Genomic DNA, 22,424 nt, shown 5'->3' with positions numbered 1-22,424 from the left:
CATATTGTTTCCAATTCTTGTGTAATGCCGTGCATAACGCCTAGCTTTAGTCATAGTTTATTCGGGAAATGCAGGCATGCTGCTATCCCAATGATGTGAGTGAAGTGGAATATCGGTGTGCCCACGACGTATACAGACCAGTTTTTTGTGCTCGACCCGGCCAATCCGGGTGCGAACGGAACCGTTGTTGGATCCACGCTGAACGTCGAGTTCTTTGATATCATCGATCAGAATGACGATGATCTGGTCAACCGGCTGAATGGAGACTCGGTTGACGGATCTGACATCACTGCGTCTTACTTCAATGATATGGTGACGATCGAGTTGCCGGGTGGTGCGCAGGTTACATATACCGGCGTTACCTTCTACCTTGCTGACGGGCGCGAGGTTTTTACCCCGACGGACGGATCGGTTCTGCAGCAAGGCACGTTTGTTTCTTCTTCAGTCACCGATTTTAGCGATGATGGGGCTTCGTTTGGTTCGGTCGATATCGCCAACGGTGATCTCGGTCCGCCCTGCTTTACGCCCGGCACATTGATTAATACCCCCGATGGGCCCCGGCCGGTCGAGGACCTGAAACTTGGAGATCTGGTTACGACCGCGGATAGCGGCGCTAAACCTGTGCTCTGGATTGGTCGTACCAAGGTAGCAGCCGAGGGTAAACTGGCCCCAATTCGGTTCGAGACAGGGATGTTCGGGCTCACGCGCCCTCTGCTTGTTTCGCCGCAGCACAGGATGCTGATCGATGATTGGCGTGCACCCTACCTGTTTGGCCATGAAGAAGTTCTGATCGCTGCCCATTGTCTTGTGAACGGAACAACAGTCACGCGTGTCGAAGGTGGCGAGGTGGATTATATCCACATTCTGTTCCGGCGACATGAGATCGTGTTCGCCAATGGCGCCAAAAGTGAAAGCTACTACCCGGGACATGCACTGACCCAGGCCGAGCGTCGGACGCAAGCAGAAGTATTGGCCTTGTTCCCGGAGTTGGCGGCGCGCGGAGCAGCCTCAGTCAGAACTGCACGCCCGGTTGTGCGACCGCGCGGCGGACAGATGTTGTCGAAATAATCCGTTTCAAATACGCCCTTCGCGGCGTATAGCAAGGCATGGCAAAAAAAGCAGTCCGCAAACCGCGCGGTAAGAAAAAGAAGGCGTCCAGATCAAACAAAACAACAGGCCTTATCGCTCGGATACGGCGCTGGGCCCTTCGTGTTGTTCTGGCGATGGTCGTGGCTTTTGTGTCTTTGGTTCTGATCTATTCAGTCGTGAACCCGCCGGTCACGCATACGATCTGGTCCGAGTGGCGTCGGCTTGGGAAGGTTGATCGCGAGTGGGTGCCGATCGAAGAGATTGCCCCGATCATGGCGCGGTCGGTCGTAGCAGCCGAGGATGCCAACTTCTGCCTGCATTGGGGCTTTGATGTCGAAGCGATCCGCGATGCGCTGGAAGATGGCGGCAGCCGGGGTGCATCGACCATCACGCAGCAGGTGGTCAAGAATGTATTTCTTTGGCAGGGGCGCAGCTGGGTCCGCAAGGCGCTTGAAACCTCGATGACTCCGGTTGTTGAAATCGTCTGGAGCAAGCAGCGCATTCTCGAAGTGTATCTGAACGTCGCGGAAACCGGACAAGGGATCTTTGGCGTCGAGGCCGCGGCGCAGAAGTATTATGGGGTGAGTGCGGCAAAAATGTCTCCGACACAAGCGGCGCGTGTGGCGGCGATTCTGCCATCCCCGCGCAACCGGTCGGTTACGGATCCATCGGTGCGGACCCGCAGGCGTGCCGCGTCAATTCTGGATGGAGCGGCCACCATCCGCGCAGATGGACGCGCCGCGTGTTTCGAGGATTGAAACCCAGACCCCTCAGCGGCTAAAGCTTGAAGGGTACTCTACTGGTTCGAATGGAAGTTCATGGCGCGTCTGTTTCACGTTCCCCTCTCGCCCTATTGCCGCAAGGTTCGCCTGTCTTTGGCCGAAAAGAAGATCGAGGTTGAGCTGGTCGAAGAACGATACTGGGAACAGGACCCGGATTTTTTGCGCCGCAACCCGGCGGGTAAGGTTCCTGTGCTGCGACTGGATGGTCAGATCATGGCCGAGAGCGCCGCGATCTGCGAATATATCGAAGAGACCCGACCCGAGCCACCCTTGATGCCTAAAAAAGCCGAAGCACGTTATGAGGTGCGGCGTTTGGTAGGCTGGTTTGATGACAAGTTTCACCACGAGGTGACCTCAAAGCTACTCTATGAGCGGGTGAACAAGAAAGTAACGGGGCAAGGCTATCCGGACAGCAAGAACGTCAAGGAAGGCGCGCGCGCGATCAAGTATCATCTGGATTATATGGCCTGGCTGCTGGATCACCGTCGCTGGCTGGCCGGAGATCATATGACATTGGCCGATTTCGCCGCGGCGGCGCATCTGTCGGCGCTGGATTACATTTCGGACGTAGATTGGAACCGAAGCTCTGCGGTGAAGGACTGGTACGCCAAGATCAAATCCCGCCCGGCGTTCCGCTCGATTCTGGCGGATCAGGTTCCGGGATTCCGGCCACCGCCACATTACGCGGATCTGGATTTCTGATAGATTGAGGGGTAGGGGGCTGTCCGCCCCCTCTTGGCCATTGGGCCAATTCACCCCCGAAGGTATTTTTGGCCAGATGAAGAGCGGATCGGAGTTGAAACAGCGGTTGGTGGAGCAAGCCTTGTCTGAGGGGTTTGTCGCCTGTCGGGTTTGTCGTCCTTGGGATGTGCCCCTTGTTCCCGAACGGTTGGATGCCTTTCTACAAGCCGGATATCATGGCCAGATGGGCTGGATGGCTGAGCGGGCTCATTGGCGCGGTGATCCGTCTGTGCTGTGGCCTGACGCGCGGTCGGTGATCATGCTTGCGGAGAGCTATACGCCCGAGCATGACCCGACTGCGGTGCTGGCGCATTCCAACTTGGGCGCCATTTCGGTTTATGCGCAGAACAAGGATTATCACGATCTGGTTAAGAAGCGCCTCAAACGATTGGCGCGCTGGCTGATTGCCGAGGGTGGGGGTGAAGTGAAGGTGTTTGTCGATACTGCTCCGGTGCCAGAGAAGGCGCTGGGGCAGGCAGCTGGGCTGGGGTGGCAGGGCAAGCATACCAATCTTGTCAGTCAGGATTGGGGAAATTGGGCCTTTTTAGGGTCTGTTTTCACAACTTTGGATTTGCCTGTGGATGGCGCTGAGGTCGACCATTGTGGCTCATGCCGCGCGTGTTTGACGGCCTGTCCGACCGACGCGTTTCCAGCACCGTATCAGTTGGATGCGCGGCGCTGTATTTCGTATCTGACCATCGAGCATAAGGGGCCGGTGGAGGAAGAGTTGCGCGCGCTGTTGGGCAACCGAATCTATGGCTGCGATGATTGTCTTGCGGCCTGCCCGTGGAACAAGTTTGCGGTCGCGGCCAGTGACCTTCGCTATGCGGCGCGGGAGGAGCTAAAGGCGCCTCCGTTGGCGGAACTGGCGCAGCTGGATGATACAGCATTCCGCGCGATGTTCTCGGGCTCGCCGATAAAGCGGATCGGACGGAATCGGTTCGTGCGGAACGTGCTTTATGCGATTGGGAACTCAGCGGTGCCGGCGTTACTGCAGGTTGCACAGACGCTGACCGATGATCCGGATCCGACCGTGGCTGATGCCGCGCGCTGGGCGGCATCCCGGTTGTCGTAAACAGGCTGGACGCGCCGCAGGAAAACGCTACACCCGGTTCTGGCGAACAGATGGAGGACCCGATGGCGTTGGCTTTGGGGGTGGATACGGGCGGAACCTATACGGATGCGGTGCTGATCCGGGATGAGCGCGAGGTGATCGCGTCGGCCAAATCGCTGACCACACGAGCGGATCTGGCGATTGGTGTGGGCCGCGCGGTTTCTGCTGTGCTAGAGACGGCTGATGTGTCTCCGGATCAGATTGGGATGGCATCGTTATCGACAACGCTGGCCACCAATGCGTTGGTCGAAGGCCAGGGCGGGCGCGTGGCGTTGATCTATGTCGGGTTTCGGGAAAGCGACCTTGAGAAACACGGTCTAAGAGAGGCGTTGAAGGGCGATCCGGCTTTGGTTCTGGCTGGGGGGCACAACCATGCCGGGGGTCAGGTCGCCGAATTGGATGTTGCAGGGCTAGAGGCCTTTTTAGACTCACATTCAGGCATTTCCGGCTATGCGGTTGCGGCACAGTTCGCGACCAGGAATCCGGCGCATGAACTGGAAGTGGCGCGCGTGATTTCCGAGCGTACGGGAGTGCCGGTCACGTGCTCTCATCACCTGTCGGCCAAGCTGAATGGGCCAAAGCGTGCAGTGACCGCCGTGCTGAATGCACGATTGATCGGGATGATCGACCGCTTGATCGGGCGCGCGCAGGATCAGTTGCGCGCGCAGGGCATCACCGCCCCAATGATGGTTGTGCGCGGGGATGGCGCTTTGATGAGCGCCGAGCAGGCGCGGGAGCGTCCGATTGAAACGATCCTAAGTGGCCCTGCGGCCTCTATCGTTGGCGCGCGCTGGCTGACCGAAGCTGAGAACGCGCTGGTGTCCGATATCGGCGGGACCACGACCGACGTCGCGCTGATCCGGGATGGCAAACCCGCCATCGACCCTGCAGGCGCGCAGGTTGGCGGTTTCCGGACCATGGTCGAAGCGGTTGCGATGCGGACTCATGGTTTGGGCGGTGACAGTCAGGTGCATGTGGTGACCGAAGGCTTGGGCGGCGGTGTCTTCCTTGGGCCGCGTCGGGTGCTGCCGGTGTCGCTGATCGCAGCTGTGGCCCCGGATGTGGTACATGCGGCATTGGATGAGCAATTGCGGGCGACGACCGTAGGTGAACATGACACGAGGTTTGCCCGTCGTGTGTCGGGTATCCCCGCCGATGGGGTCGGGCCGCGTGAATCAGTGTTACTGGACCGGTTGGAGGATCGTGTTGTGCCGCTCAGCAGTCTGTTGCAAACCCGGATGGAGCATGGGGCACTGGGTCGTTTGGTGGATCGCGGGATCGTACAGGTCTCGGGTGTCACCCCTTCGGATGCCAGCCATGCTCTGGGGCGGCTTGCGGATTGGGACTGCTCGGCAGCGCTCAAGGCGCTGGAACTGATGGCGCGTAAGCGGGTTGGATCAGGGGACAGGCTGGCAGTATCGCCTGAAGCGCTGGCTCAGATTATCGTTGATCAGTTGACGGAACAAACCGCATTGACCTTGTTAGAGACTGCTTTTGCCGAGGAAAGCCATGGGTTTGACCAACCTGCAAGAGATCTGGCCCGGCATGTTCTGACGCAGCGCGGGCTGGCGAAACACCGTGGGTTGTTGGCATTGGATGCCGCGCTGAATGTGGATGTGGTGGGCCTTGGGGCTTCGGCCCCCAGCTATTACCCGGCAGTCGGAGAGCGGTTGCATTGCAAGATGGTCCTGCCAGAGCATGCCGGTGTTGCAAATGCCATCGGTGCGGTTGTCGGGCGGCTGACCCTTCGGCGTGCCGGTTCAGTTACGTCCCCGGCCGAAGGCCGCTATCGGGTACATCTGGAAGAGGGGCCGCAGGATTTCTCGGACTCGAATTCCGCTCTGCAGCTGCTTGAAGAGGTGCTGCGCAACGAGGCTGAGGGCGCGGTGCGCCAAGCAGGTGCCGAGGATATACGCGTGACAGTCGACCGCGATATCCGCACCGCCAAGATTGAGGCGCAAGAGGTATTCGTCGAAGCGTTGATCACGGTTGAGGCGAGCGGACGACCTCGGGTGGCGGTCGGATAGCCCCGCAAGGGGCTATACCGCGCATATCATTCTGCCGCACTGGAGCGTTTTGGCAGCACCCAGTCCGGGCGCGGGAAATGGCAGGTGTATCCGTTGGGGATGCGCTCTAGGTAATCTTGATGCTCGGGCTCGGCTTCCCAGAAATCGCCGACGGGTTCGACTTCGGTCACCACATTGCCGGGCCAAATGCCGCTGGCGTTGACATCGGCAATTGTATCTTCGGCCACCTGTTTCTGGGCATCGTCCACATAGTAGATCGCCGAGCGATAACTCATTCCGCGGTCATTGCCCTGACGATTCAGGGTAGTCGGGTCGTGGATCTGGAAAAAGAACTCTAGCAGATCGCGATAGGTGATTTGGGTCGGGTCGAACCAGATTTCGATCCCTTCAGCATGGGTGCCGTGGTTGCGATAAGTTGCGTTTGGCACATCGCCGCCGGTGTACCCGACGCGGGTGCGCGAGACGCCGGGCAATTTGCGGATCAGGTCCTGCATGCCCCAAAAGCAGCCTCCGGCCAGAACGGCGCGTTCATCGGTCATCAGATATCCTCCACATGGATCAGAAATTCGCCATACCCTTCGGCCTCCATCTCGTCGCGATGAATGAACCGCAGCGAGGCGGAATTGATGCAATAGCGTAGCCCGCCATGTTCGCGGGGGCCATCGGGAAACACGTGGCCCAGGTGGCTGTCGCCGTGTTTCGAGCGGACCTCGGTCCGGATCATGCCATGAGTGGTGTCGCGAAACTCTTCGACATGTTCATGTATGATTGGCTTGGTGAAACTGGGCCAGCCGCAGCCGGATTCGTATTTGTGGGTCGAGGCGAACAACGGCTCGCCCGAGACGATATCCACGTAGATGCCCGGTTCCTTGTTGTTCAACAGCTTGCCAGTGCCCGGGCGTTCGGTGCCGCTGCGCTGGGTGACGTGAAATTCTTCAGGTGAGAGGGCCGCAATGACCTCGGGGTCTTTGGTATAACGGGACATGGATCCTCCGGTGTTTGAATGATGATGTCCTATTTGGGCATAGATGCGCTGGAATCAAAACCATATTACAGCGCGCTCGCGGGTCTGTGCAGTTGATCCAAACGAATGCACAGCGCGTATGATTTATAACAGGAGGTGAAGTGATGTTCCGTATGGCTCTGTTGACTGCTCTGATCTTGTTGGGCAAAGCCCTTCAGGCGGCACCACTGACGGGCGAATTTTCATCAATCGATGGTGGGACAATATCACTGGAAGACTGGCGCGGACAGCCCGTGCTTGTGGTCAACACGGCGTCGCTTTGCGGCTTTACCGGACAATACGCAGCGTTGCAGGAGCTGCACGAAACATATGAAGAACGCGGGCTGGTGGTACTGGCGGTCCCGTCGAATTCGTTCAAACAAGAGCTGGCGTCGTCGAAAGAGGTCAAGAATTTTTGCGAACTAAATTACGACCTTACGCTTCCGATGACGGATATCACTCCAGTGAAAGGTTCGGATGCCCATCCGTTTTACCAAGCTGTTGCTGCGCAGACTGGCTTTGTCCCGAAATGGAACTTTAACAAAGTGCTTATTGGCCCCGAGGGTGATGTCGTTGCCACCTATGGGTCAAGCACCAAGCCAAATGCGCCTAATTTGATAGATCAGGTCGAGGCGTTGCTGCGCTGACCGGGCTCGCGCGACAGCTGTACGGCAAGAATACCCAGTGTTGTGATCAGAACCCCCACCGCATCCAATGGGCCCAGCTTCTCACCCAGTAAAATGGCGGCGATGGTCACGCCGAATACCGGGTTGAGGAAATGGAACGTTGCTGCACGGATCGGGCCGATGCGATCCAGTAGCAGGAACCAGATGAAAGTTGCCAGAAGGCCCGGGAATAACGTGGTGTAGGTGAAAGCCAGCATAAAAGGCAGTGTGGCGTGGATATGAATAGACTCGAACACCGGGGCGGCGAGAAACAGCACCGCCGATCCGATAAGCATCTGCAGCCCAACCACCATCATGAAGTTACCGCCCGAAGTCGCCCCCCGAACAGCCAAGGTGGCAAAGGTCAGCGCCAGCGCCCCGATTCCGCAGAGCAGAACCCCGAACAGATCGACACCAGCGTTAATCCGGCTACCCATGATTAGCGCGACACCGACAAAACCTGCCAGCAAGCCGACGATGCCCAGCGAGCGTATCCGCTCACCCAATAGCAGCCAGCCGGCTAGGGCTACCAGCAGGGGCATAGTCGAGGCGATGATCGCCGCGACCGAAGCCTCGACTGTCTGCATCGCATAGAAGTTTAGACCCAAATAAAGGGCATTTTGGCAGATTCCGAACAGAATAGTGGCGCGCCATTGGTTGCGAGTCAGGCGCCAGCTTTGCCCCATGGCGCGTGCGATCGCCACGCCAATTAGTCCCGAAATCAGAAATCGCAGCGCCAACGAGAACAAAGGCGAGGCATCGGCAACGATGATCCGCGCCGAGCTGAAGGCCGAAGACCAGATGAGGGCGAAAACAAGCCCCATGGCGATGGCGCGCAGGTCCATTACGGCCTCCTGATGAAATTCGGGCGACTGTTCCTGATTTTAACATGAGCTGCAAGGACCCATTGCGTCGAATAGCGGGGTCGCCCGATAGTTGGCATCAATGAGCTTGCGCGCAATGAGAATGAGCAGAGCTTTTTGTAGAAAAGCGCTGCTCATCATTATGATTCAGCTTGTCGCTTGATTCAGGCGAAAAAGCTAAGATCGTCCATCGAGAACCAACCCGCGTTCTCGACATGGTCATTGGTAATTTCACCTCCCGATGCAACGAACTCGACGTGATCAATATCGCGCCAGTCAAACTCGTGTGTGACGTGATCGAATGTCAGATCGACCTCTGCGGAGTGCACCAGCTCATCGCCATTATAGGCATTGATAGTGACTTGGTTTGCCCAGTTCGATTCAGGAATATACGTGGTGTCCGATCTGGAAGCATTGGCCAAGGAAACGCTGTTGAAGTTGAATTCTTCGCCATCGCTTTTCGAGAAGCCGACAGTTGCCCCCCAGGAATTGAACGCCTCCAGGTCGGGGTCGGGGTTTGAGCCACCGTATTCGTATGGGGTTAGAATACCATCAGTGTTGCTCTGCCCTTTGCTAACACTTGCAATAAATGCACCATTCAGCACCTGATCACTGTCATTGATGCGGGTTCCGTCATTGAAATCCAGCACGAACTCTTCAAGCGGGTCAGGCGCGGTCAGTTCCGGGAAGTATTGGAACAAGGATTCAGGGATGTCCTCGACCTTTTCATACAAAGAAATCTCTTTCCCGCCTGCGTCTGGATAGCTGGTGACCTTCAATGCCCAAGAAGCACTGTCGTCCCCGTCTAGTTGCAGCACGTCAGAACGTTTTCCATCCGCGTAAAGTGTAACGGTTACGTCCCCATTATCTTTCTCCAGCCGACGTTCCGAGATTTGTCCGTCCTGATAGGCGGTCGTGATCGAATCCCAGGATTTCGCATCCAGCTCATCAGTCTGGCTGATGCTGACGCGCTGGCCATTTGACCAGATCTCGTGTTTCACGACTCCATTGTCATATGTCGTTGTCTTTTCAGATTTCTTTCCACTGCCATCAAATGAGGTGCTGATGGTTTCCCACGACTTAATGTCGCTTCCGTCTGTCTGCGTTACGTTGCTACGCTGTCCGTCTGTCCACGTTTCCTGTTTGACAATTCCATTGTCATAGGTGGTCGTCCGTCCGGTTGTCTCTCCGTTGACATCGAAGAACGTGTCGATCCGATCCCAGGATTTGGTTTGTAGAAAGTCCTGAACAGTACTGAAATGACCGGGCGCGAAGGCTTCAACCGTCCGGGCACCATTATCGTTTGTTATCGTGCGGCCTATGATATTGCCCGACGCATCATAGCGTAGAACGATCTGGTCCCAGGGTGTTGCACCGTCTCCGAAAAACCCATCTTGGATGAGAATCTCATCCGGAACACCATTTTGAAAGGTCTCGGTCACGCGGATACTGTCTGGATAAACCGTTCCGCGTTCGGTCATTATGCCATTGGCGTCATAGTCAATGAACCGATTATCAAAGCCCAATGCCTCTTCTGTTCCGACATAAAATTCCTGACGCAAAACGCCGTCTTCGTAAGTCCCGAAGACCTCGTATCCGGCATCAAAAGTCGTCCGCGTTGCAACGACAACATCGTCTTCAATCGTGTATTGGATGTCTGCCCAGTCGAATTGATTTTCTGTATCGAATTCAGTGGTTTGATATCGTGCCATAAATCGAGATTCCTCAATAATACTTCCCATTAAGCGAGTGGATGAGGAACATGACACAACTATGGCGATAGCGGCAAAAACTCGATATTAATCAGATGCTTACATAACTTATTCAGACAAAAAAAGGGCCGCCCGGTGGCGACCCCTTCGATCTTGCGATCTGTCTTCGGCGAATTAGCCGTTGACGCTGTCTTTCAGAGCTTTCGCGATGGTCATTTTGACCACTTTGTCGGCTTCTTTCTTGAACTGCTCGCCGGTGGCGGGGTTGCGCACCATGCGCTCGGGGCGCTCGCGGCAGTAGATTTTGCCAACGCCGGGCAGGGTGACTGCACCACCGGCCGAAACTTCGCGAGTGATAAGGCCGGTCATGGCCTCCAGCGCGGCATTTGCGGATTTCTTGTCAGTTCCCATTTCCTCAGCGAGAGCAGCCACCAGCTGAGTCTTTGTCATAGGCTTTGCCATTTCTTGGTCTCCTTAACGTGCCCGATCTATAGGGCCTCACCGCGTAACTGTAACGGGATATTGTGGCTGAACACAACGAATAGTAGCACTAAAAACCCCAAAAATAGGGGAAATTCGTTGCTTTTTTGCTTCAGAGAAAGGCCGTTTCGTCAAACGAACGCAATTTCCGGCTGTGTAACCGTTCCAGCGGCATGCCGCGCAAGTGCTCCATCGCCCGGATTCCGATCGCCAAATGACGACTGACCTGAGTGGTATAGAACGCCGAAGCCATGCCGGGAAGCTTTAATTCACCATGCAAGGGCTTATCCGAGACGCACAGCAAGGTGCCGTAAGGAACCCGGAACCGATAACCGTTGGCTGCGATTGTTGCACTTTCCATATCCAGCGCAATCGCACGGGACTGGCTGAGCCGTTGCACCGGGCCGGACTGATCGCGAAGCTCCCAATTGCGGTTATCGACCGAGGCGACTGTACCTGTTCGCATGATACGTTTCAGCTCGTAGCCTTCCAACTCGGTTACCTCGGCCACAGCCTGTTCCAGCGCGACCTGGACTTCGGCCAGCGGGGGGATCGGCACCCAGACGGGCAGGTCGTCGTCCAGCACTTTGTCCTCGCGCAGATAGGCATGTGCCAGTACGAAATCCCCAAGCGCCTGCGTGTTGCGCAGACCGGCGCAGTGGCCGACCATCAACCAGGCGTGCGGGCGCAGAACCGCAATGTGGTCGGTGGCCGTTTTGGCATTCGATGGCCCGACGCCGATATTGACCAGCGTGATCCCAGACCCATCCGCGCGTTTCAGGTGGTAGGTTGGCATTTGCGGCAGTTTAAGGGGCTGTTCCAGTACGGCTTCGGCGTCCGTGATCTCAACATTCCCGGTCGAGACAAAGCTGGTATAGCCGCTGTCGGGATCAGCGAGTTGCGCCCGTGCGTAGCTCTCAAATTCCGAGACATAGAACTGATAGTTGGTGAACAGCACGTGGTTCTGGAAATGACCGGGGTCAGTCGCGGTGTAATGCGAAAGCCTTGCCAACGAATAGTCCACGCGCTGGGCCGTGAACAGCGCAAGGGGCCCGGCTTCGTTTTCCAGCTCGTGCACGCCATTCACGATATCGTCGTTTGTTGTATTCAGGTCCGGTACATCGAACGCATCGCGCAGAGTGAACCCAGCTGCACCCTGATGCGGGACAACCAGATCCGGGTTATTGGCGACAGCGAAATGGACCGGGATCGGCGTTTCCGAAGCTCCGATTGTGACCGGTTGATCGTGGTTCTTGATCAAAAGCGCGATTTGCTGGGTAAGGTATGACCGGAACAGATCGGGGCGCGTCACTGTCGTGGCGTGCGTGCCCGGCTCGGACACGTGACCGAAGCTCAGCCGGCTGTCGACCTGCGCGTAAGACGAGGTCCTGATCCGGATTTCGGGGTAGAACGCCCGAAACCTCTCGGTAGGAGCGCCGTTCTTAAGTGCATTTGCAAACCTATCGCACAGGAATTTTGTCGCCTGTTCATAGAGCTCTTCTAAACGTGCGACAGCTGCAAGCGGATCGCTAAATTTCTCGGGGTTGGGAACGTCAGGTGTTCGGATAGTAGTCATGCAAGGGGTTCCAGAAGGTCGATCTTTTCGAATGTACGTACGTCCACCAGCCCAAGGTCCGAGATCCGCAGTTCAGGAATCACAACCAGGGCCAGCAGAGAATGCTGCATATATGCGTTGTTAAGCTGACAGCCGCAGGTCTTCATCGCCTCGACCATTTGTTCAGCTTTGGCGGCAACCTCAGTCGCTGGGTTGTCGGACATCAGGCCTGCGATCGGCAGTTCCACCAAGGCCAGTTCCTCGCCATCGCGAAAGATTGTGATGCCTCCGCCCACTTCGGCCAGCCTGTTCGCGGCCAGCGCCATCTGTTCACGGTCGGTGCCGACAACAATCATATGGTGGCTGTCATGCGCAACGGTCGAGGCCATGGCCATTTTGCCTTGATACCCAAAGCCCGAGACAAAGGCGTTGGTCACACCTCCGGTAGCGCGATGCCGTTCGACCAATGCGATTTGGCACACATCGCCTTCGCCTTCAACAAGCCCTTCGATAATCGGTAGCTCGGATTTCAACGCTTGCGTTGGAGCTTGGTTTTCAACCACCCCGATCACGTTGGCCGTGACACGGTTCGCTCCGGCAGGGGCTGCGATTTCAAAGTCTGTCGAGGTCAGCGCATGCCCTAGGTGTACGGTATTTCGCGCCTTAGCGGGCCAGTTCAGATGCGGGCATTCGACCGTTACCGTCCCGTTTTCAGCCACAATCTGACCGCGCGCGATCACGGTTTCGATCGGAAGCTCTACCAGATCAGAACTCAGGATAATGTCAGCGCGCCGCCCGGGTGTGATCGAGCCGATCTCGCGTTCCAACCCAAAATGGGTCGCCGTGTTGATCGTCGCCATTTGCAGCGCAACCAGAGGATCGCAACCACAGGCAATCGCATGTCGCACTACGCGGTTCATGTGTCCGTCATTTACCAGCGTTCCCGAATGGCAGTCGTCGGTGCACAAGATGAAGTTGCGCGGGTCCAGCCCTTTTTCAGTCACCGCAGTAATCTGGCTTTCGACATCATACCAAGCCGACCCCAACCGCATCATTGACCGCATTCCCTGACGGACACGTGCGATGGCGTCTGCCTCGCAGGTGCCCTCATGGTCATCAGCAGGGCCGCCGGCGACATATGCCGCGAAATCAGACCCTAAATCAGGCGAAGCATAGTGCCCGCCAACAATTTTCCCGGCGCGCTGTGTGGCTGCGATCTCTGCCAACATTTTCGGATCGCCATGAATGACACCGGGAAAGTTCATCATCTCGCCCAGTCCGATGATACCGGGCCACGACATCGCCTCGGCCACATCCTCAGCAGTGATTTCGTACCCGGTCGTCTCCAACCCGGGAGCTGATGGCGCGCAGGACGGCATCTGAGTGAAAATGTTCACCGGCTGCATCAGCGCCTCGTCATGCATCAGTCGCACACCTTCTAACCCCATCACATTGGCGATCTCATGCGGGTCGGTGAACATCGAAGTTGTGCCATGCGGAATGACTGCGCGGGCAAATTCTGCCGGGGTCAACATGCCCGATTCGATATGCATATGTGCGTCGCATAACCCCGGCACCAAATAGCGACCGTGCGCCTCGATGATCTGAGTCTCAGGACCGATACAATGCGCGGCGTCCGGCCCCACAAAAGCAACGCGCCCCGCAGCGATCGCCACGTCATGGTCAGGCAGGGTTTCGCGGCTATGCACATTGACCCAGACGCCGCCACGGATCACCAAATCGGCAGCCTCGCGGCCAGAAGCAACAGCGATGAGACGAGGGGCGGTATCGGGCCAACTTGGGAAGGGAGTGTATTCCATGGCCCAACTTTCCCGAATGCGGCGCAAGGTGCAACCCCCACTATTAAGGTATCATGGAATCATCACAAAACCTGCCATCCGCAGCGCGCCAGCGCTGCCACGCCCAACCAGAGGAGATGCCCAAAGGGCATCAAAGATGGGCGGGAGCGACCCGCGATTAGTTGTGGCGATCGGCTTCAATCTCCGCGCGCAGCCAGTCGACAAACGCCAACGCGCCCGGCGTTTCCTCGGCTTGGGGCGATAGCAATAGATAATAGGCCTCGGGCATAGCAGCGCGATGGTTGAACGGCGCGATCAGGCGGCCTTCTTCAATCAACCGTTTTGCGATCGTGTCGTGGGCTAAACACAAGCCTCCTCCGGCCATCGCAACCGACAGGCTGACCAGATAGGTCGTCGAATAGGTTACCTTGGGTTTTTGCCAAGTTAGACTCTGATCTGTGATCCAACTCTCCCAATTCGACAACAAATTTGAACAGTCGAACAGGGGCTGTTCCTGCAGAGTTTCCAGCGTCACCGGGAAGTCGGGGGCACAGACAGGATAGTAGTGATCTGTCCGTAGCAATTCCGTTCGCACCGTATCGGCTGGGCGCAGCGAATAGCGGATTTCCACCGCCGCGCCTTCGGCCATTTCGCGAGGCTCCCATAGTTCGGTGAAGATGTTCAGATGTACATCCGGATGCAGTGCCCGAAACCGGGGTAGGCGCGGAGCCAGCCAGTTGACGGCAAATGTGATATTGCTCTGGACCTGAACTGCGTTTTGTTGTGCGCCCGTGACGGCTTGTGTCCCCCTTACCAGAGTTCGAAAGGCTTCGCGAACGACCGGCAGATAGGTGATACCAGCTTCGGTCAGCTCCAATGCACGCGGGCGACGTAGGAATAATGGCTGACCCAGATAGCCCTCTAGTGATTTGATTTGCTGGCTGACTGCGCTTTGCGTCATGTTCAAATCCCGCGCCGCCCCCGTGAATGACAAATGACGGGCCGCCGCTTCAAATGTGCGTAGCCAGCCGAGCGGTGGAAGTGATTTCTGCATGCTCATAACTCTGCCAGTAGTTTTACTAATGAACTAGGCATGTTTTTTTCGTTGGTCAAACGTTTGCGGTGAAGGCACGATTTCCCAGAAGTCAATTGACCAGCGAAGGAGCCCGGCATGAGCGTTACAAACCTGCGTCCCAACATCGATCATTGGTCCGAACGCGTGGACATGGCCGCCGCATTCCGCTGGACCGAACGGTTGAACATGCATGAAGGGGTGGCGAACCATTTCAGCCTTGCGGTGAACGAAGACGGCACGCAGTTCCTGATGAATGCCAATCAGATGCATTTCGCGCGTATCAAGGCGTCAAATCTGCTGCTGCTTGATGCCAATGACAAAGATGTCATGGACCAGCCCGGCGCACCGGATCCGACGGCTTGGGGGCTCCACGGATCGATCCACCGCCATTGCCCGCATGCGCGCTGCGTGATGCACGTGCATTCGATTTTTGCGACGGTTCTTGCCTCGCTGGCAGACAGCAGCTTGCCGCCGATCGATCAGAACACCGCAACTTTCTTCAATCGCTACGTAATCGATGAAGAATTCGGAGGTCTGGCTTTTGAAAACGAAGGTGAGCGCTGTGCCGCGATGCTGTCGGACCCGAAAAAGAAAGTCATGATCATGGGCAACCACGGGGTTTTGGTGATCGGCGACAGTCCGGCAGATGCCTTTAACAGACTCTATTATTTTGAACGCGCCGCAGAAACGTACATTCGTGCTCTTCAAACCAGGCAACCTTTGCGCGTTCTGTCCGATGAGATTGCTGAGAAAACCGCGCAAGAGCTTGATGAATATCCCGGTCAGGCCGAAGCACATCTACGCGAAATCAAATCTGTTCTGGATGCCGAAGGCTCGGATTACGCAACCTGAAGCGCACTGTTAGGAGTTTCAGCCATGACCGATATGCATGATGCAGAAGCCGCCCGATGGAATTACCGCCCCGAAGGGCCCGTCGGTTTGAACCCTTTGTTCAACTGGCCGCCGCGTCCTGCGGCTATCCTGAACTGGTACAAAGGGGCTTGGCTTCCCCTTACGTCGCTGACGCTTTGCATGGTGATGGCTTTTGCCGCCTATTTCGTGTTTTTACCTCCATTAGAGACCATGCAGAGTTTCGCGCCCGGCTGGATGTTCCGTATCTGGCTGCTGAACATGGTGCCTCAGATCATGATAGCAGGAGGTCTGCATTGGTGGCTTTACATGCGCAAAGGGCAGGGCATGTACAAGAAATTCGACCGGCGTGATCTGACACGTGACAATGGGTCGTTTACCTTTCGAAATCAGGTTTTGGATAACATCTGGTGGACGCTGGGAAGTGCGATGACTGTGGCGACGGTCTATCAGTCGCTGATCTACTGGGCCATGGCGAATGGCTATGCGCCAGTGATAACCTGGGCCACGGCCCCCGTTTGGTTCGTGATCTGGATGCTTTTCATCCCGATGTGGTCAGGGCTTCATTTCTACTGGGTGCACCGATTGGAACATCACCCGAAACTCTACAAGCACGTTCATGCTGTGCACCATCGCAACGTCAATATCGGACCATGGTCAGGAATATCGAACCATTGGTATGAAAACCTTCTCTATTTCACCACCTACTTCATCCATCTGATTGTACCATCGCATCCACTGCATCTGCTGTTTCACGCCTACTTCCAGCAGATCAGCCCTGTACTGTCTCACTCGGGTTTCGAAAAGCTGAAGGCTGGTGAAACGGATGCCGCGCGGGCAGGGGACTTCTTCCACCAGCTTCATCACCGGTATTTCGAGTGTAACTACGGCACATCCGAGATTCCGTTCGACAAGTGGTTCGGCACTTATCACGATGGTTCAGCCGAGGCGACAACGCGGACACGGGCTTTCAAGAAGCAGATGTATACTTAAACACGAGGGCGTTCTGCCCCGCCGAGTTCTGCATAGGTCCGTATATGACCTACGCAGAGCTTTGGTCAGGTTTTCTCAAACAATGCGATCAAAGCGACGTCATCTTTGTTGGGGCCGGCAGCAAGATCGCCATAAATCCGGACCTGCGTTAAAGATAAGTCTCTGATCTGATCCGCCTCGAGGCGGCGGAAGGTATCGGCGAACCCGAGCGCCTCAAAGTGTTTTGCGTTGATCGACAGGGCGAACTGCGCACCGTGGCGTGCGACACGCAAGAGCGCTGGCAAAACTTCTGGCCCAAGATGGCCATGGGTGAACGTTCCGGACGAGACGACACCGGCATAGCTGCCGCGCGGAACCGGCAGGCCCTGATTGAGATCGGCTTCGATCGCGTCGCGATAGATATCCTTGCGCATCGCCTCGTCCAGCATTTCGGCGCTGATATCGGTGGCGTCGATCGGACCCACGCCTAACCCGGCCAGAATAGCTCCGCATAACCCAGTGCCTGCGCCTACATCCAATACCGGGCCTTGTCCGCCTGCACCCACAAAAGCGCGCGCCGTGTGGATGTGGAGTTGATAATCCTCAAGCGCTGCGAAACTGTCGTCATATTCCCCTGCCCATTCCGCATAAAGGCGCTTGTTCTCCTCGGGCGATTTCAGGGAGTAGGCTGCGTGCAAGTCAGGTGTCTTTTTGGTCATTTCTCAATGAATGCGCATCAGAGGATTCGAATCAAGTGCGTCCATCCGGCGCTTGCATCCACGTGCCGGGCAGATCATCAAAGGGACCATGACACAGACACTATTCTCCTTCGGCCACGGCTATTCTGCCCGAGCGATATCGAGGCAACTGGATCCAACCACATGGCGGGTCATCGGAACCACGCGTGATTCCCAACAACTTGAGACAATTCGCGATTCGGGTGCCGAGCCTCGTGTCTGGCCAGGGGATCGGCCTGATCTGGACGGGGTGACGCATCTGCTTGTCTCTACAGCACCCACAGCCGATGGTGATCCGGTGCTGGCGGAATTGAAGGATGAGATCGCCGCGCGGATCGGACAGTTCAAATGGGTCGGCTACCTGTCGACCACAGCCGTTTATGGGGATCACCAGGGAGGCTGGGTGGATGAGACGACGCCCGCCACACCGACGGCTGAACGTGGCCGTTGGCGCGTGCGTGCCGAGGAGCAATGGGGCGGCATTCCGGGGCTGCCCTTGCATATCTTCCGACTGGCAGGGATTTATGGGCCGGGTCGCGGGCCGTTTTCAAAGCTTAAACGCGGAGGGTTGCGGCGGATCATCAAGCCGGGCCAGGTGTTTTCGCGCATTCATGTTGACGACATCGCACAGGTTTTGATCGCGTCGATGGCCAAACCCAATCCGGGTGCGATCTATAATGTCTGTGATGATGAACCGGTGCCACCGCAGGACGTGATCGGCTATGCCGCCGAGTTGCAAGGTCTGCCGATGCCACCTGCGGTTCCGTTTGATGAGGCTGATCTGACTCCGATGGCGCGCAGTTTCTATAATGAGAACAAGCGCGTTCGGAATGATCGGATCAAGGATGAACTGGGCGTCTCATTGCTCTATCCGAACTACCGTGTAGGGTTGGAAGCACTGATGCAGCATCAGAAGGATGCCACTTGATCACCGCGCCTTGCCAAGAAACCGGCACGGATTGTATGGGATTTCGATGAAAGACCGCTCTGTCCCGCTGAACATTACCGTTTCGACCCTGACCCGGCAGCGGCCCGAGATGCTGGCCGCTTTGATTCGAAGCTGGGGAGAGATGAAGCTGCCGCCCGACTGCTCGGTGCGATGTTTGGTGGTGGAAAACGACAGCGCAGCGCTCAGCGAAGGTACCGTGCAGGCAGTAGGGGAGAAGCTGCCTAATGGAGCAAGTCTGAACTATGTCCTTGAGACCGAACTCGGCATCCCGTTCGGACGCAACCGAGCCGCGCGCGAAGCGTTGGAGAATGGCTCGGATCTGCTCTGTTTTGTCGATGATGACGAGGTGGTGGCGGTCGATTGGCTTGAACGGTTGGTCGCCGGGTATCGCGCCAGCTCTGCCGTTCTAATGGGCGCTCCGCTTCGTGCGGCGGGGCCATCGGGGCAGGAGACCGCGATTCAGCGGCTTATGTTGCGCAATATCAGCAATCGTTACCTCGACAAGGAAAACGCGGCTGCAAAGAAAGCCACGTTGAACGGTACCGGTGGCGTGACCATCGTGACAAATAACTGGCTGGGCGAGACACGTCTGTTCAGAGAAACCGGCCTTTGGTTCGATGAAACCATGCGGATGACCGGGGGGACGGATGCAAAGTTTTATGCCGAGACCGTTGCTGCAGGCTTACCGGTCGGCTGGGTGCCCGACGCTTTTGTGTACGAGACCATTCCTCCTGAAAGGTTGTCATTCTGGTATCAGACCGCCCGGGGAAGGGACCAGTCCAACACCCATATGCGCCGTAAGCTTGATCAGAAGCCAACAAAGGCGATCTTGGGGTTTTTGAGCACCCCCTTCCGCTTGTTGGCGCTGTTAGGGGTAATCCTTCTGTTTCCGTTCCAACCAGATCGGCGATTGATCCAGATCGCCCGAACGGTTGGGTGGCTTGTCGGGGTATTGGGAATTCCCTTCGGCTATAAATCGGCCCTTTATAAGAAGGTCAGTGGCCACTGAATCTGGGCCGGTCAATCCGTTTTGCGCTAGACTCAGTTCAGTCGTTTCATGCGCGGCCATCATCGTAAGCTTATTTGCGTCCACTCTCTCTTGTGCCCGACTTGCGAGGCATGGTGAAGCTTGGCGGTGCAATCGCAATCACGCGCTTCAGGGTCAGGCTGCGCGTAGATGTTCAAGTGATAGCTCTGGATTATCAATATCATCAAAAAACAAAACTTATATGAATGGCTTGGATTTGCTAAATCTACATCCAAACAGAAAGAACGAGTCGTTAATGCTATTTCCTACAATGAAGGCAGGGCCGATCTGCGCGATCCCGCGTAACGCCCATGCCAAGGACGAGCGCAAAAACACTCAAGACCCCTGTTTCTCGTTTCAAAGTTAACCGCGCGACGCACACATCTAGCCAGGACTGGAGATCGATATGGACGGAAGTGATACCCCCAACATGGGCAAATGCCCGGTAATGCATGGCGCCGAGGCCCGGTCCAACCGGGATTGGTGGCCGAACCAACTGAACCTGTCGATTCTGCATCAGCATAGCCCTGCATCGAACCCGATGGGCGAGATATTCGACTATGCCGAAGAGTTCAAGAAGCTCGACCTGAAGGCACTGAAGGAAGACCTCTATGCGCTCATGACGGATTCGCAAGATTGGTGGCCCGCAGATTATGGGCACTATGGCGGTTTGTTCATTCGTATGGCCTGGCACGCAGCGGGCACCTACCGCACGGCAGATGGCCGCGGTGGCGCATCGACCGGCAATCAGCGGTTCGCTCCGCTGAACAGCTGGCCGGACAATGGCAACCTGGACAAGGCGCGCCGTCTGCTTTGGCCGATCAAGCAGAAGTACGGCAACCAGATCTCGTGGGCTGACCTTTACATATTGGCGGGCAACTGCGCGATCGAATCCATGGGCGGTACAACATTTGGATTCTCCGGTGGTCGTGAAGACATCTGGGCACCCGAAGAAGACATTTATTGGGGTGCCGAGACCGAGTGGCTGGCCCCAACCGAGAACCCGCACAGCCGCTATTCGGGCGAACGTGATCTGGAAAACCCGTTGGCCGCTGTGCAAATGGGTCTGATCTATGTGAATCCCGAAGGTCCAGATGGTCAGCCAGATGCCTTGGCTTCAGGTCGCGATATTCGCGACACCTTTGGCCGAATGGCGATGAATGACGAAGAAACCGTTGCTTTGGTTGCGGGTGGTCACACCTTTGGTAAGGCTCACGGCGCCGGTGATCCCGGTCTTGTCGGTCCCGAACCCGAGGCCGCCCCGATGGAGGCGATGGGCTTTGGCTGGATCAACGACTTTGGCAGCGGCAAGGGTGATGATACCACCACCAGCGGCATCGAGGGTGCCTGGACCGCAAACCCGACCAAGTGGGACAACGGTTACTTCGACCTGCTGTTTGGCTACGACTGGAACCTGACCAAGAGCCCAGCGGGCGCGTGGATCTGGGAACCTGTTGGGGTCAAGGAAGAGGACATGGCCCCGGCAGCGGGTGATCCATCGAAAAAGGTCAAGACTATGATGACCACCGCCGATATGGCGATGCGCATGGACCCGATCTATGGCCCGATCTCGAAGCGCTTCCACGAAAACCCGGACGAATTTGCCGATGCCTTTGCCCGCGCGTGGTTCAAACTGACCCACCGCGACATGGGTCCGCGTGCGCGTTATCTGGGAGCCGAGGCACCCAGCGAAGAGCTTATTTGGCAAGACAACGTCCCGGCCGTGGATCACGCGCTTATTGACGACGCTGATGTAGCCGATCTGAAAGCCAAGATACTCGCGACGGGATTGTCTGTCTCAGATCTGGTGTCGACCGCATGGGCTTCGGCCTCGACCTTCCGGGGATCGGATATGCGTGGCGGTGCCAACGGTGCGCGCGTTCGTCTGGCCCCGCAGAAGGATTGGGAGGTCAACGAACCGCTGAAACTATCCAAGGCGCTGAATGCGCTGGAAGGCGTTCAGAAAGCGTTCAATGACGCGCAGTCTGGTGGCAAGAAGGTCTCATTGGCCGATCTCATTGTCTTGGGTGGTGGTGCTGCCATCGAAAAGGCAGCCAAGGCCGCAGGTCATGATGTTGATGTTCCCTTTAGCCCCGGTCGCACCGATGCTTCACAAGAGCAGACGGATGTCGAGTCTTTCGCGGTGATGGAACCGACAGCGGACGGTTTCCGCAACTACCTGCACAAGGAATACTCGGTTCCGGCCGAGGCCCTGCTAGTGGACAAAGCGCAACTGCTGACGCTGTCGGCACCGGAGATGACTGCGCTTGTAGGTGGGATGCGTGTGCTGGGCACAAACTTTGACGGAACTTCTCATGGTGTGCTGACCGAACGGGTCGGCACGCTCAGCACCGATTTCTTCGTGAACCTGCTGGATATGGGCACCGAATGGAAACCATCCGGTGACGGCGTCTATGAAGGCCGCGACCGCGCAAGTGGTGACGTGAAGTGGACAGGTACCCGCGTGGATTTGGTCTTTGGGTCGAACTCGCAGCTGCGGGCACTGGCCGAGGTCTATGGTCAGGACGACGCAGGTGGCAAATTTGTCTGCGATTTCGTCTCGGCCTGGAACAAGGTGATGAACGCGGATCGTTTTGATCTGAAGTAACCCTATAACCATCGCAGTAAATTGCGCCGCCCGAGGAGAGTCGGGCGGCGTTTTCATGCGCCTGACTCAGGGCGCGTACCAAGCATTGGGTACGATTCCGCCGAGAGACTGTTCTTTCTCTTTCTATAAACCTCTTTTTTGTGAGTTTTCGGGAGGATTTGTTAAGCTAACCTGTTGTTTTTATTAAGGTGCAGAGGAAGGTGGTCGGAAATGTGAAGTTTTTTCAAATTGGGGGTTGCAGGTCCCAGACCTAATCCGTAAATACCCCTTCACCGGCGCTGCTGAGGTGCTGGGACGCGGTGGAAGCTGCGGAGACGCTCGGGAGAGACTGGGGGCATCTGAGGTTTTTGATTGGG

General features: G+C 56.7%; 20 protein-coding genes. 11 read left to right on the top strand and 9 right to left on the bottom strand.

Annotated features, from left to right (window positions below; genetic code table 11):
- Positions 1-99: 99 nt before the first annotated feature.
- From ACR0AY_RS18380 to ACR0AY_RS18360, 5 genes are all read left to right on the top strand, one after another.
- On the top strand, positions 100-1,068 hold the full coding sequence (locus ACR0AY_RS18380; RefSeq protein WP_480454494.1) for a Hint domain-containing protein: 969 nt from the start codon (positions 100-102) through the stop codon (positions 1,066-1,068).
- 38 nt (positions 1,069-1,106) lie between these two features.
- Entirely contained in the window at positions 1,107-1,847 is a 741-nt protein-coding gene (gene mtgA / locus ACR0AY_RS18375) for a monofunctional biosynthetic peptidoglycan transglycosylase (RefSeq protein WP_170515343.1), read from the top strand.
- Between the two features lie 60 nt (positions 1,848-1,907).
- Complete coding sequence (gene fzlA / locus ACR0AY_RS18370) at positions 1,908-2,573, top strand: FtsZ-binding protein FzlA (protein ID WP_480454493.1); 666 nt, start codon at positions 1,908-1,910, stop codon at positions 2,571-2,573.
- 76 nt (positions 2,574-2,649) lie between these two features.
- Positions 2,650-3,687: a tRNA epoxyqueuosine(34) reductase QueG gene (gene queG / locus ACR0AY_RS18365; RefSeq protein WP_170426247.1), complete on the top strand. Its 1,038-nt coding sequence runs from the start codon at positions 2,650-2,652 to the stop codon at positions 3,685-3,687.
- A 62-nt stretch (positions 3,688-3,749) separates the two neighbouring features.
- Positions 3,750-5,753, top strand: coding sequence for a hydantoinase/oxoprolinase family protein (locus ACR0AY_RS18360; RefSeq protein ID WP_170515340.1), 2,004 nt, complete (start codon positions 3,750-3,752; stop codon positions 5,751-5,753).
- Positions 5,754-5,779: 26 nt separating this feature from the next.
- Here ACR0AY_RS18360 and msrA read toward each other — a convergent pair whose 3' ends face one another.
- Both msrA and msrB read right to left on the bottom strand, forming a co-directional pair.
- Positions 5,780-6,292: a peptide-methionine (S)-S-oxide reductase MsrA gene (gene msrA, locus ACR0AY_RS18355; RefSeq protein ID WP_170408742.1), complete on the bottom strand. Its 513-nt coding sequence runs from the start codon at positions 6,290-6,292 to the stop codon at positions 5,780-5,782.
- Complete coding sequence (gene msrB, locus ACR0AY_RS18350) at positions 6,292-6,738, bottom strand: peptide-methionine (R)-S-oxide reductase MsrB (RefSeq protein ID WP_170399151.1); 447 nt, start codon at positions 6,736-6,738, stop codon at positions 6,292-6,294. Before msrB ends, msrA begins: the two co-directional genes overlap by 1 nt.
- 143 nt (positions 6,739-6,881) lie before the next feature.
- Between msrB and ACR0AY_RS18345 the strand changes: the two genes are divergently transcribed.
- Positions 6,882-7,403 (top strand): glutathione peroxidase, encoded by a 522-nt coding sequence (locus ACR0AY_RS18345; RefSeq protein ID WP_170636750.1) that lies wholly within the window; start codon positions 6,882-6,884, stop codon positions 7,401-7,403.
- On the opposite strand, the gene ACR0AY_RS18340 is transcribed toward ACR0AY_RS18345, so the two are convergent.
- From ACR0AY_RS18340 to ACR0AY_RS18315, 6 genes are all read right to left on the bottom strand, one after another.
- Positions 7,379-8,266: a DMT family transporter gene (locus ACR0AY_RS18340; protein WP_170515334.1), complete on the bottom strand. Its 888-nt coding sequence runs from the start codon at positions 8,264-8,266 to the stop codon at positions 7,379-7,381. The two genes, ACR0AY_RS18345 and ACR0AY_RS18340, sit on opposite strands and share 25 nt — an antisense overlap.
- Before the next feature lie 182 nt (positions 8,267-8,448).
- Positions 8,449-9,996, bottom strand: coding sequence for a hypothetical protein (locus ACR0AY_RS18335; protein ID WP_170515331.1), 1,548 nt, complete (start codon positions 9,994-9,996; stop codon positions 8,449-8,451).
- A gap of 174 nt (positions 9,997-10,170) precedes the next feature.
- Positions 10,171-10,458, bottom strand: coding sequence for an HU family DNA-binding protein (locus ACR0AY_RS18330; RefSeq protein WP_010442901.1), 288 nt, complete (start codon positions 10,456-10,458; stop codon positions 10,171-10,173).
- 130 nt (positions 10,459-10,588) lie between these two features.
- A complete protein-coding gene (locus ACR0AY_RS18325; RefSeq protein WP_170399140.1) occupies positions 10,589-12,052 on the bottom strand; it encodes an AMP nucleosidase in 1,464 nt (487 codons plus the stop codon).
- Positions 12,049-13,851, bottom strand: a complete 1,803-nt coding sequence (gene ade / locus ACR0AY_RS18320; RefSeq protein WP_170515328.1) for an adenine deaminase — start codon at positions 13,849-13,851, stop codon at positions 12,049-12,051. Before ade ends, ACR0AY_RS18325 begins: the two co-directional genes overlap by 4 nt.
- 157 nt (positions 13,852-14,008) lie before the next feature.
- Positions 14,009-14,884: a LysR family transcriptional regulator gene (locus ACR0AY_RS18315; protein WP_170515325.1), complete on the bottom strand. Its 876-nt coding sequence runs from the start codon at positions 14,882-14,884 to the stop codon at positions 14,009-14,011.
- A 117-nt stretch (positions 14,885-15,001) separates the two neighbouring features.
- Between ACR0AY_RS18315 and ACR0AY_RS18310 the strand changes: the two genes are divergently transcribed.
- Together ACR0AY_RS18310 and ACR0AY_RS18305 are read left to right on the top strand one after the other, a co-directional pair.
- The gene (locus tag ACR0AY_RS18310) at positions 15,002-15,757 is read left to right on the top strand and encodes a class II aldolase and adducin N-terminal domain-containing protein (RefSeq protein ID WP_170515321.1); all 756 of its coding nucleotides are present in this window, start codon (positions 15,002-15,004) and stop codon (positions 15,755-15,757) included.
- A 24-nt stretch (positions 15,758-15,781) separates the two neighbouring features.
- Entirely contained in the window at positions 15,782-16,768 is a 987-nt protein-coding gene (locus tag ACR0AY_RS18305; protein WP_170515319.1) for a sterol desaturase family protein, read from the top strand.
- 65 nt (positions 16,769-16,833) lie between these two features.
- Here the strand turns inward: ACR0AY_RS18305 and ACR0AY_RS18300 are convergent, their stop codons facing one another.
- Positions 16,834-17,466 carry a class I SAM-dependent DNA methyltransferase gene (locus ACR0AY_RS18300; protein WP_170408735.1) on the bottom strand — a complete coding sequence of 211 codons (633 nt, stop codon included), beginning with the start codon at positions 17,464-17,466 and terminating at the stop codon, positions 16,834-16,836.
- Positions 17,467-17,554: 88 nt separating this feature from the next.
- On the opposite strand from ACR0AY_RS18300, the gene ACR0AY_RS18295 reads away from it, so the two are divergent.
- The 3 genes from ACR0AY_RS18295 to katG all read left to right on the top strand — a co-directional run bounded on the left by ACR0AY_RS18295 (position 17,555) and on the right by katG (position 22,068).
- Positions 17,555-18,412, top strand: a complete 858-nt coding sequence (locus tag ACR0AY_RS18295; protein WP_170515316.1) for an SDR family oxidoreductase — start codon at positions 17,555-17,557, stop codon at positions 18,410-18,412.
- A gap of 46 nt (positions 18,413-18,458) precedes the next feature.
- Positions 18,459-19,442, top strand: a complete 984-nt coding sequence (locus tag ACR0AY_RS18290) for a glycosyltransferase (protein ID WP_170515313.1) — start codon at positions 18,459-18,461, stop codon at positions 19,440-19,442.
- A gap of 424 nt (positions 19,443-19,866) precedes the next feature.
- The gene (gene katG / locus ACR0AY_RS18285) at positions 19,867-22,068 is read left to right on the top strand and encodes a catalase/peroxidase HPI (RefSeq protein WP_170515311.1); all 2,202 of its coding nucleotides are present in this window, start codon (positions 19,867-19,869) and stop codon (positions 22,066-22,068) included.
- Positions 22,069-22,424 lie beyond the last annotated feature (356 nt).

It is taken from the genome of Ruegeria sp. A5 (assembly GCF_056543005.1).
The sequence above is the reverse complement of the archived record's forward strand: the minus strand, read 5'-3'. Positions and strand labels throughout refer to the sequence as shown.

Bases quoted from the DNA above. Each gene is read 5' to 3' on its own strand.
- mtgA (WP_170515343.1), top strand. From the start codon at position 1,107: ATGGCAAAAAAAGCAGTCCGCAAACCGCGCGGTAAGAAAAAGAAGGCG.
- fzlA (WP_480454493.1), top strand. From the start codon at position 1,908: ATGGCGCGTCTGTTTCACGTTCCCCTCTCGCCCTATTGCCGCAAGGTT.
- queG (WP_170426247.1), top strand. From the start codon at position 2,650: ATGAAGAGCGGATCGGAGTTGAAACAGCGGTTGGTGGAGCAAGCCTTG.
- ACR0AY_RS18360 (WP_170515340.1), top strand. From the start codon at position 3,750: ATGGCGTTGGCTTTGGGGGTGGATACGGGCGGAACCTATACGGATGCG.
- msrA (WP_170408742.1), bottom strand. From the start codon at position 6,292: ATGACCGATGAACGCGCCGTTCTGGCCGGAGGCTGCTTTTGGGGCATG.
- msrB (WP_170399151.1), bottom strand. From the start codon at position 6,738: ATGTCCCGTTATACCAAAGACCCCGAGGTCATTGCGGCCCTCTCACCT.
- ACR0AY_RS18345 (WP_170636750.1), top strand. From the start codon at position 6,882: ATGTTCCGTATGGCTCTGTTGACTGCTCTGATCTTGTTGGGCAAAGCC.
- ACR0AY_RS18340 (WP_170515334.1), bottom strand. From the start codon at position 8,266: ATGGACCTGCGCGCCATCGCCATGGGGCTTGTTTTCGCCCTCATCTGG.
- ACR0AY_RS18335 (WP_170515331.1), bottom strand. From the start codon at position 9,996: ATGGCACGATATCAAACCACTGAATTCGATACAGAAAATCAATTCGAC.
- ACR0AY_RS18330 (WP_010442901.1), bottom strand. From the start codon at position 10,458: ATGGCAAAGCCTATGACAAAGACTCAGCTGGTGGCTGCTCTCGCTGAG.
- ACR0AY_RS18325 (WP_170399140.1), bottom strand. From the start codon at position 12,052: ATGACTACTATCCGAACACCTGACGTTCCCAACCCCGAGAAATTTAGC.
- ade (WP_170515328.1), bottom strand. From the start codon at position 13,851: ATGGAATACACTCCCTTCCCAAGTTGGCCCGATACCGCCCCTCGTCTC.
- ACR0AY_RS18315 (WP_170515325.1), bottom strand. From the start codon at position 14,884: ATGCAGAAATCACTTCCACCGCTCGGCTGGCTACGCACATTTGAAGCG.
- ACR0AY_RS18310 (WP_170515321.1), top strand. From the start codon at position 15,002: ATGAGCGTTACAAACCTGCGTCCCAACATCGATCATTGGTCCGAACGC.
- ACR0AY_RS18305 (WP_170515319.1), top strand. From the start codon at position 15,782: ATGACCGATATGCATGATGCAGAAGCCGCCCGATGGAATTACCGCCCC.
- ACR0AY_RS18300 (WP_170408735.1), bottom strand. From the start codon at position 17,466: ATGACCAAAAAGACACCTGACTTGCACGCAGCCTACTCCCTGAAATCG.
- ACR0AY_RS18295 (WP_170515316.1), top strand. From the start codon at position 17,555: ATGACACAGACACTATTCTCCTTCGGCCACGGCTATTCTGCCCGAGCG.
- ACR0AY_RS18290 (WP_170515313.1), top strand. From the start codon at position 18,459: ATGAAAGACCGCTCTGTCCCGCTGAACATTACCGTTTCGACCCTGACC.
- katG (WP_170515311.1), top strand. From the start codon at position 19,867: ATGGACGGAAGTGATACCCCCAACATGGGCAAATGCCCGGTAATGCAT.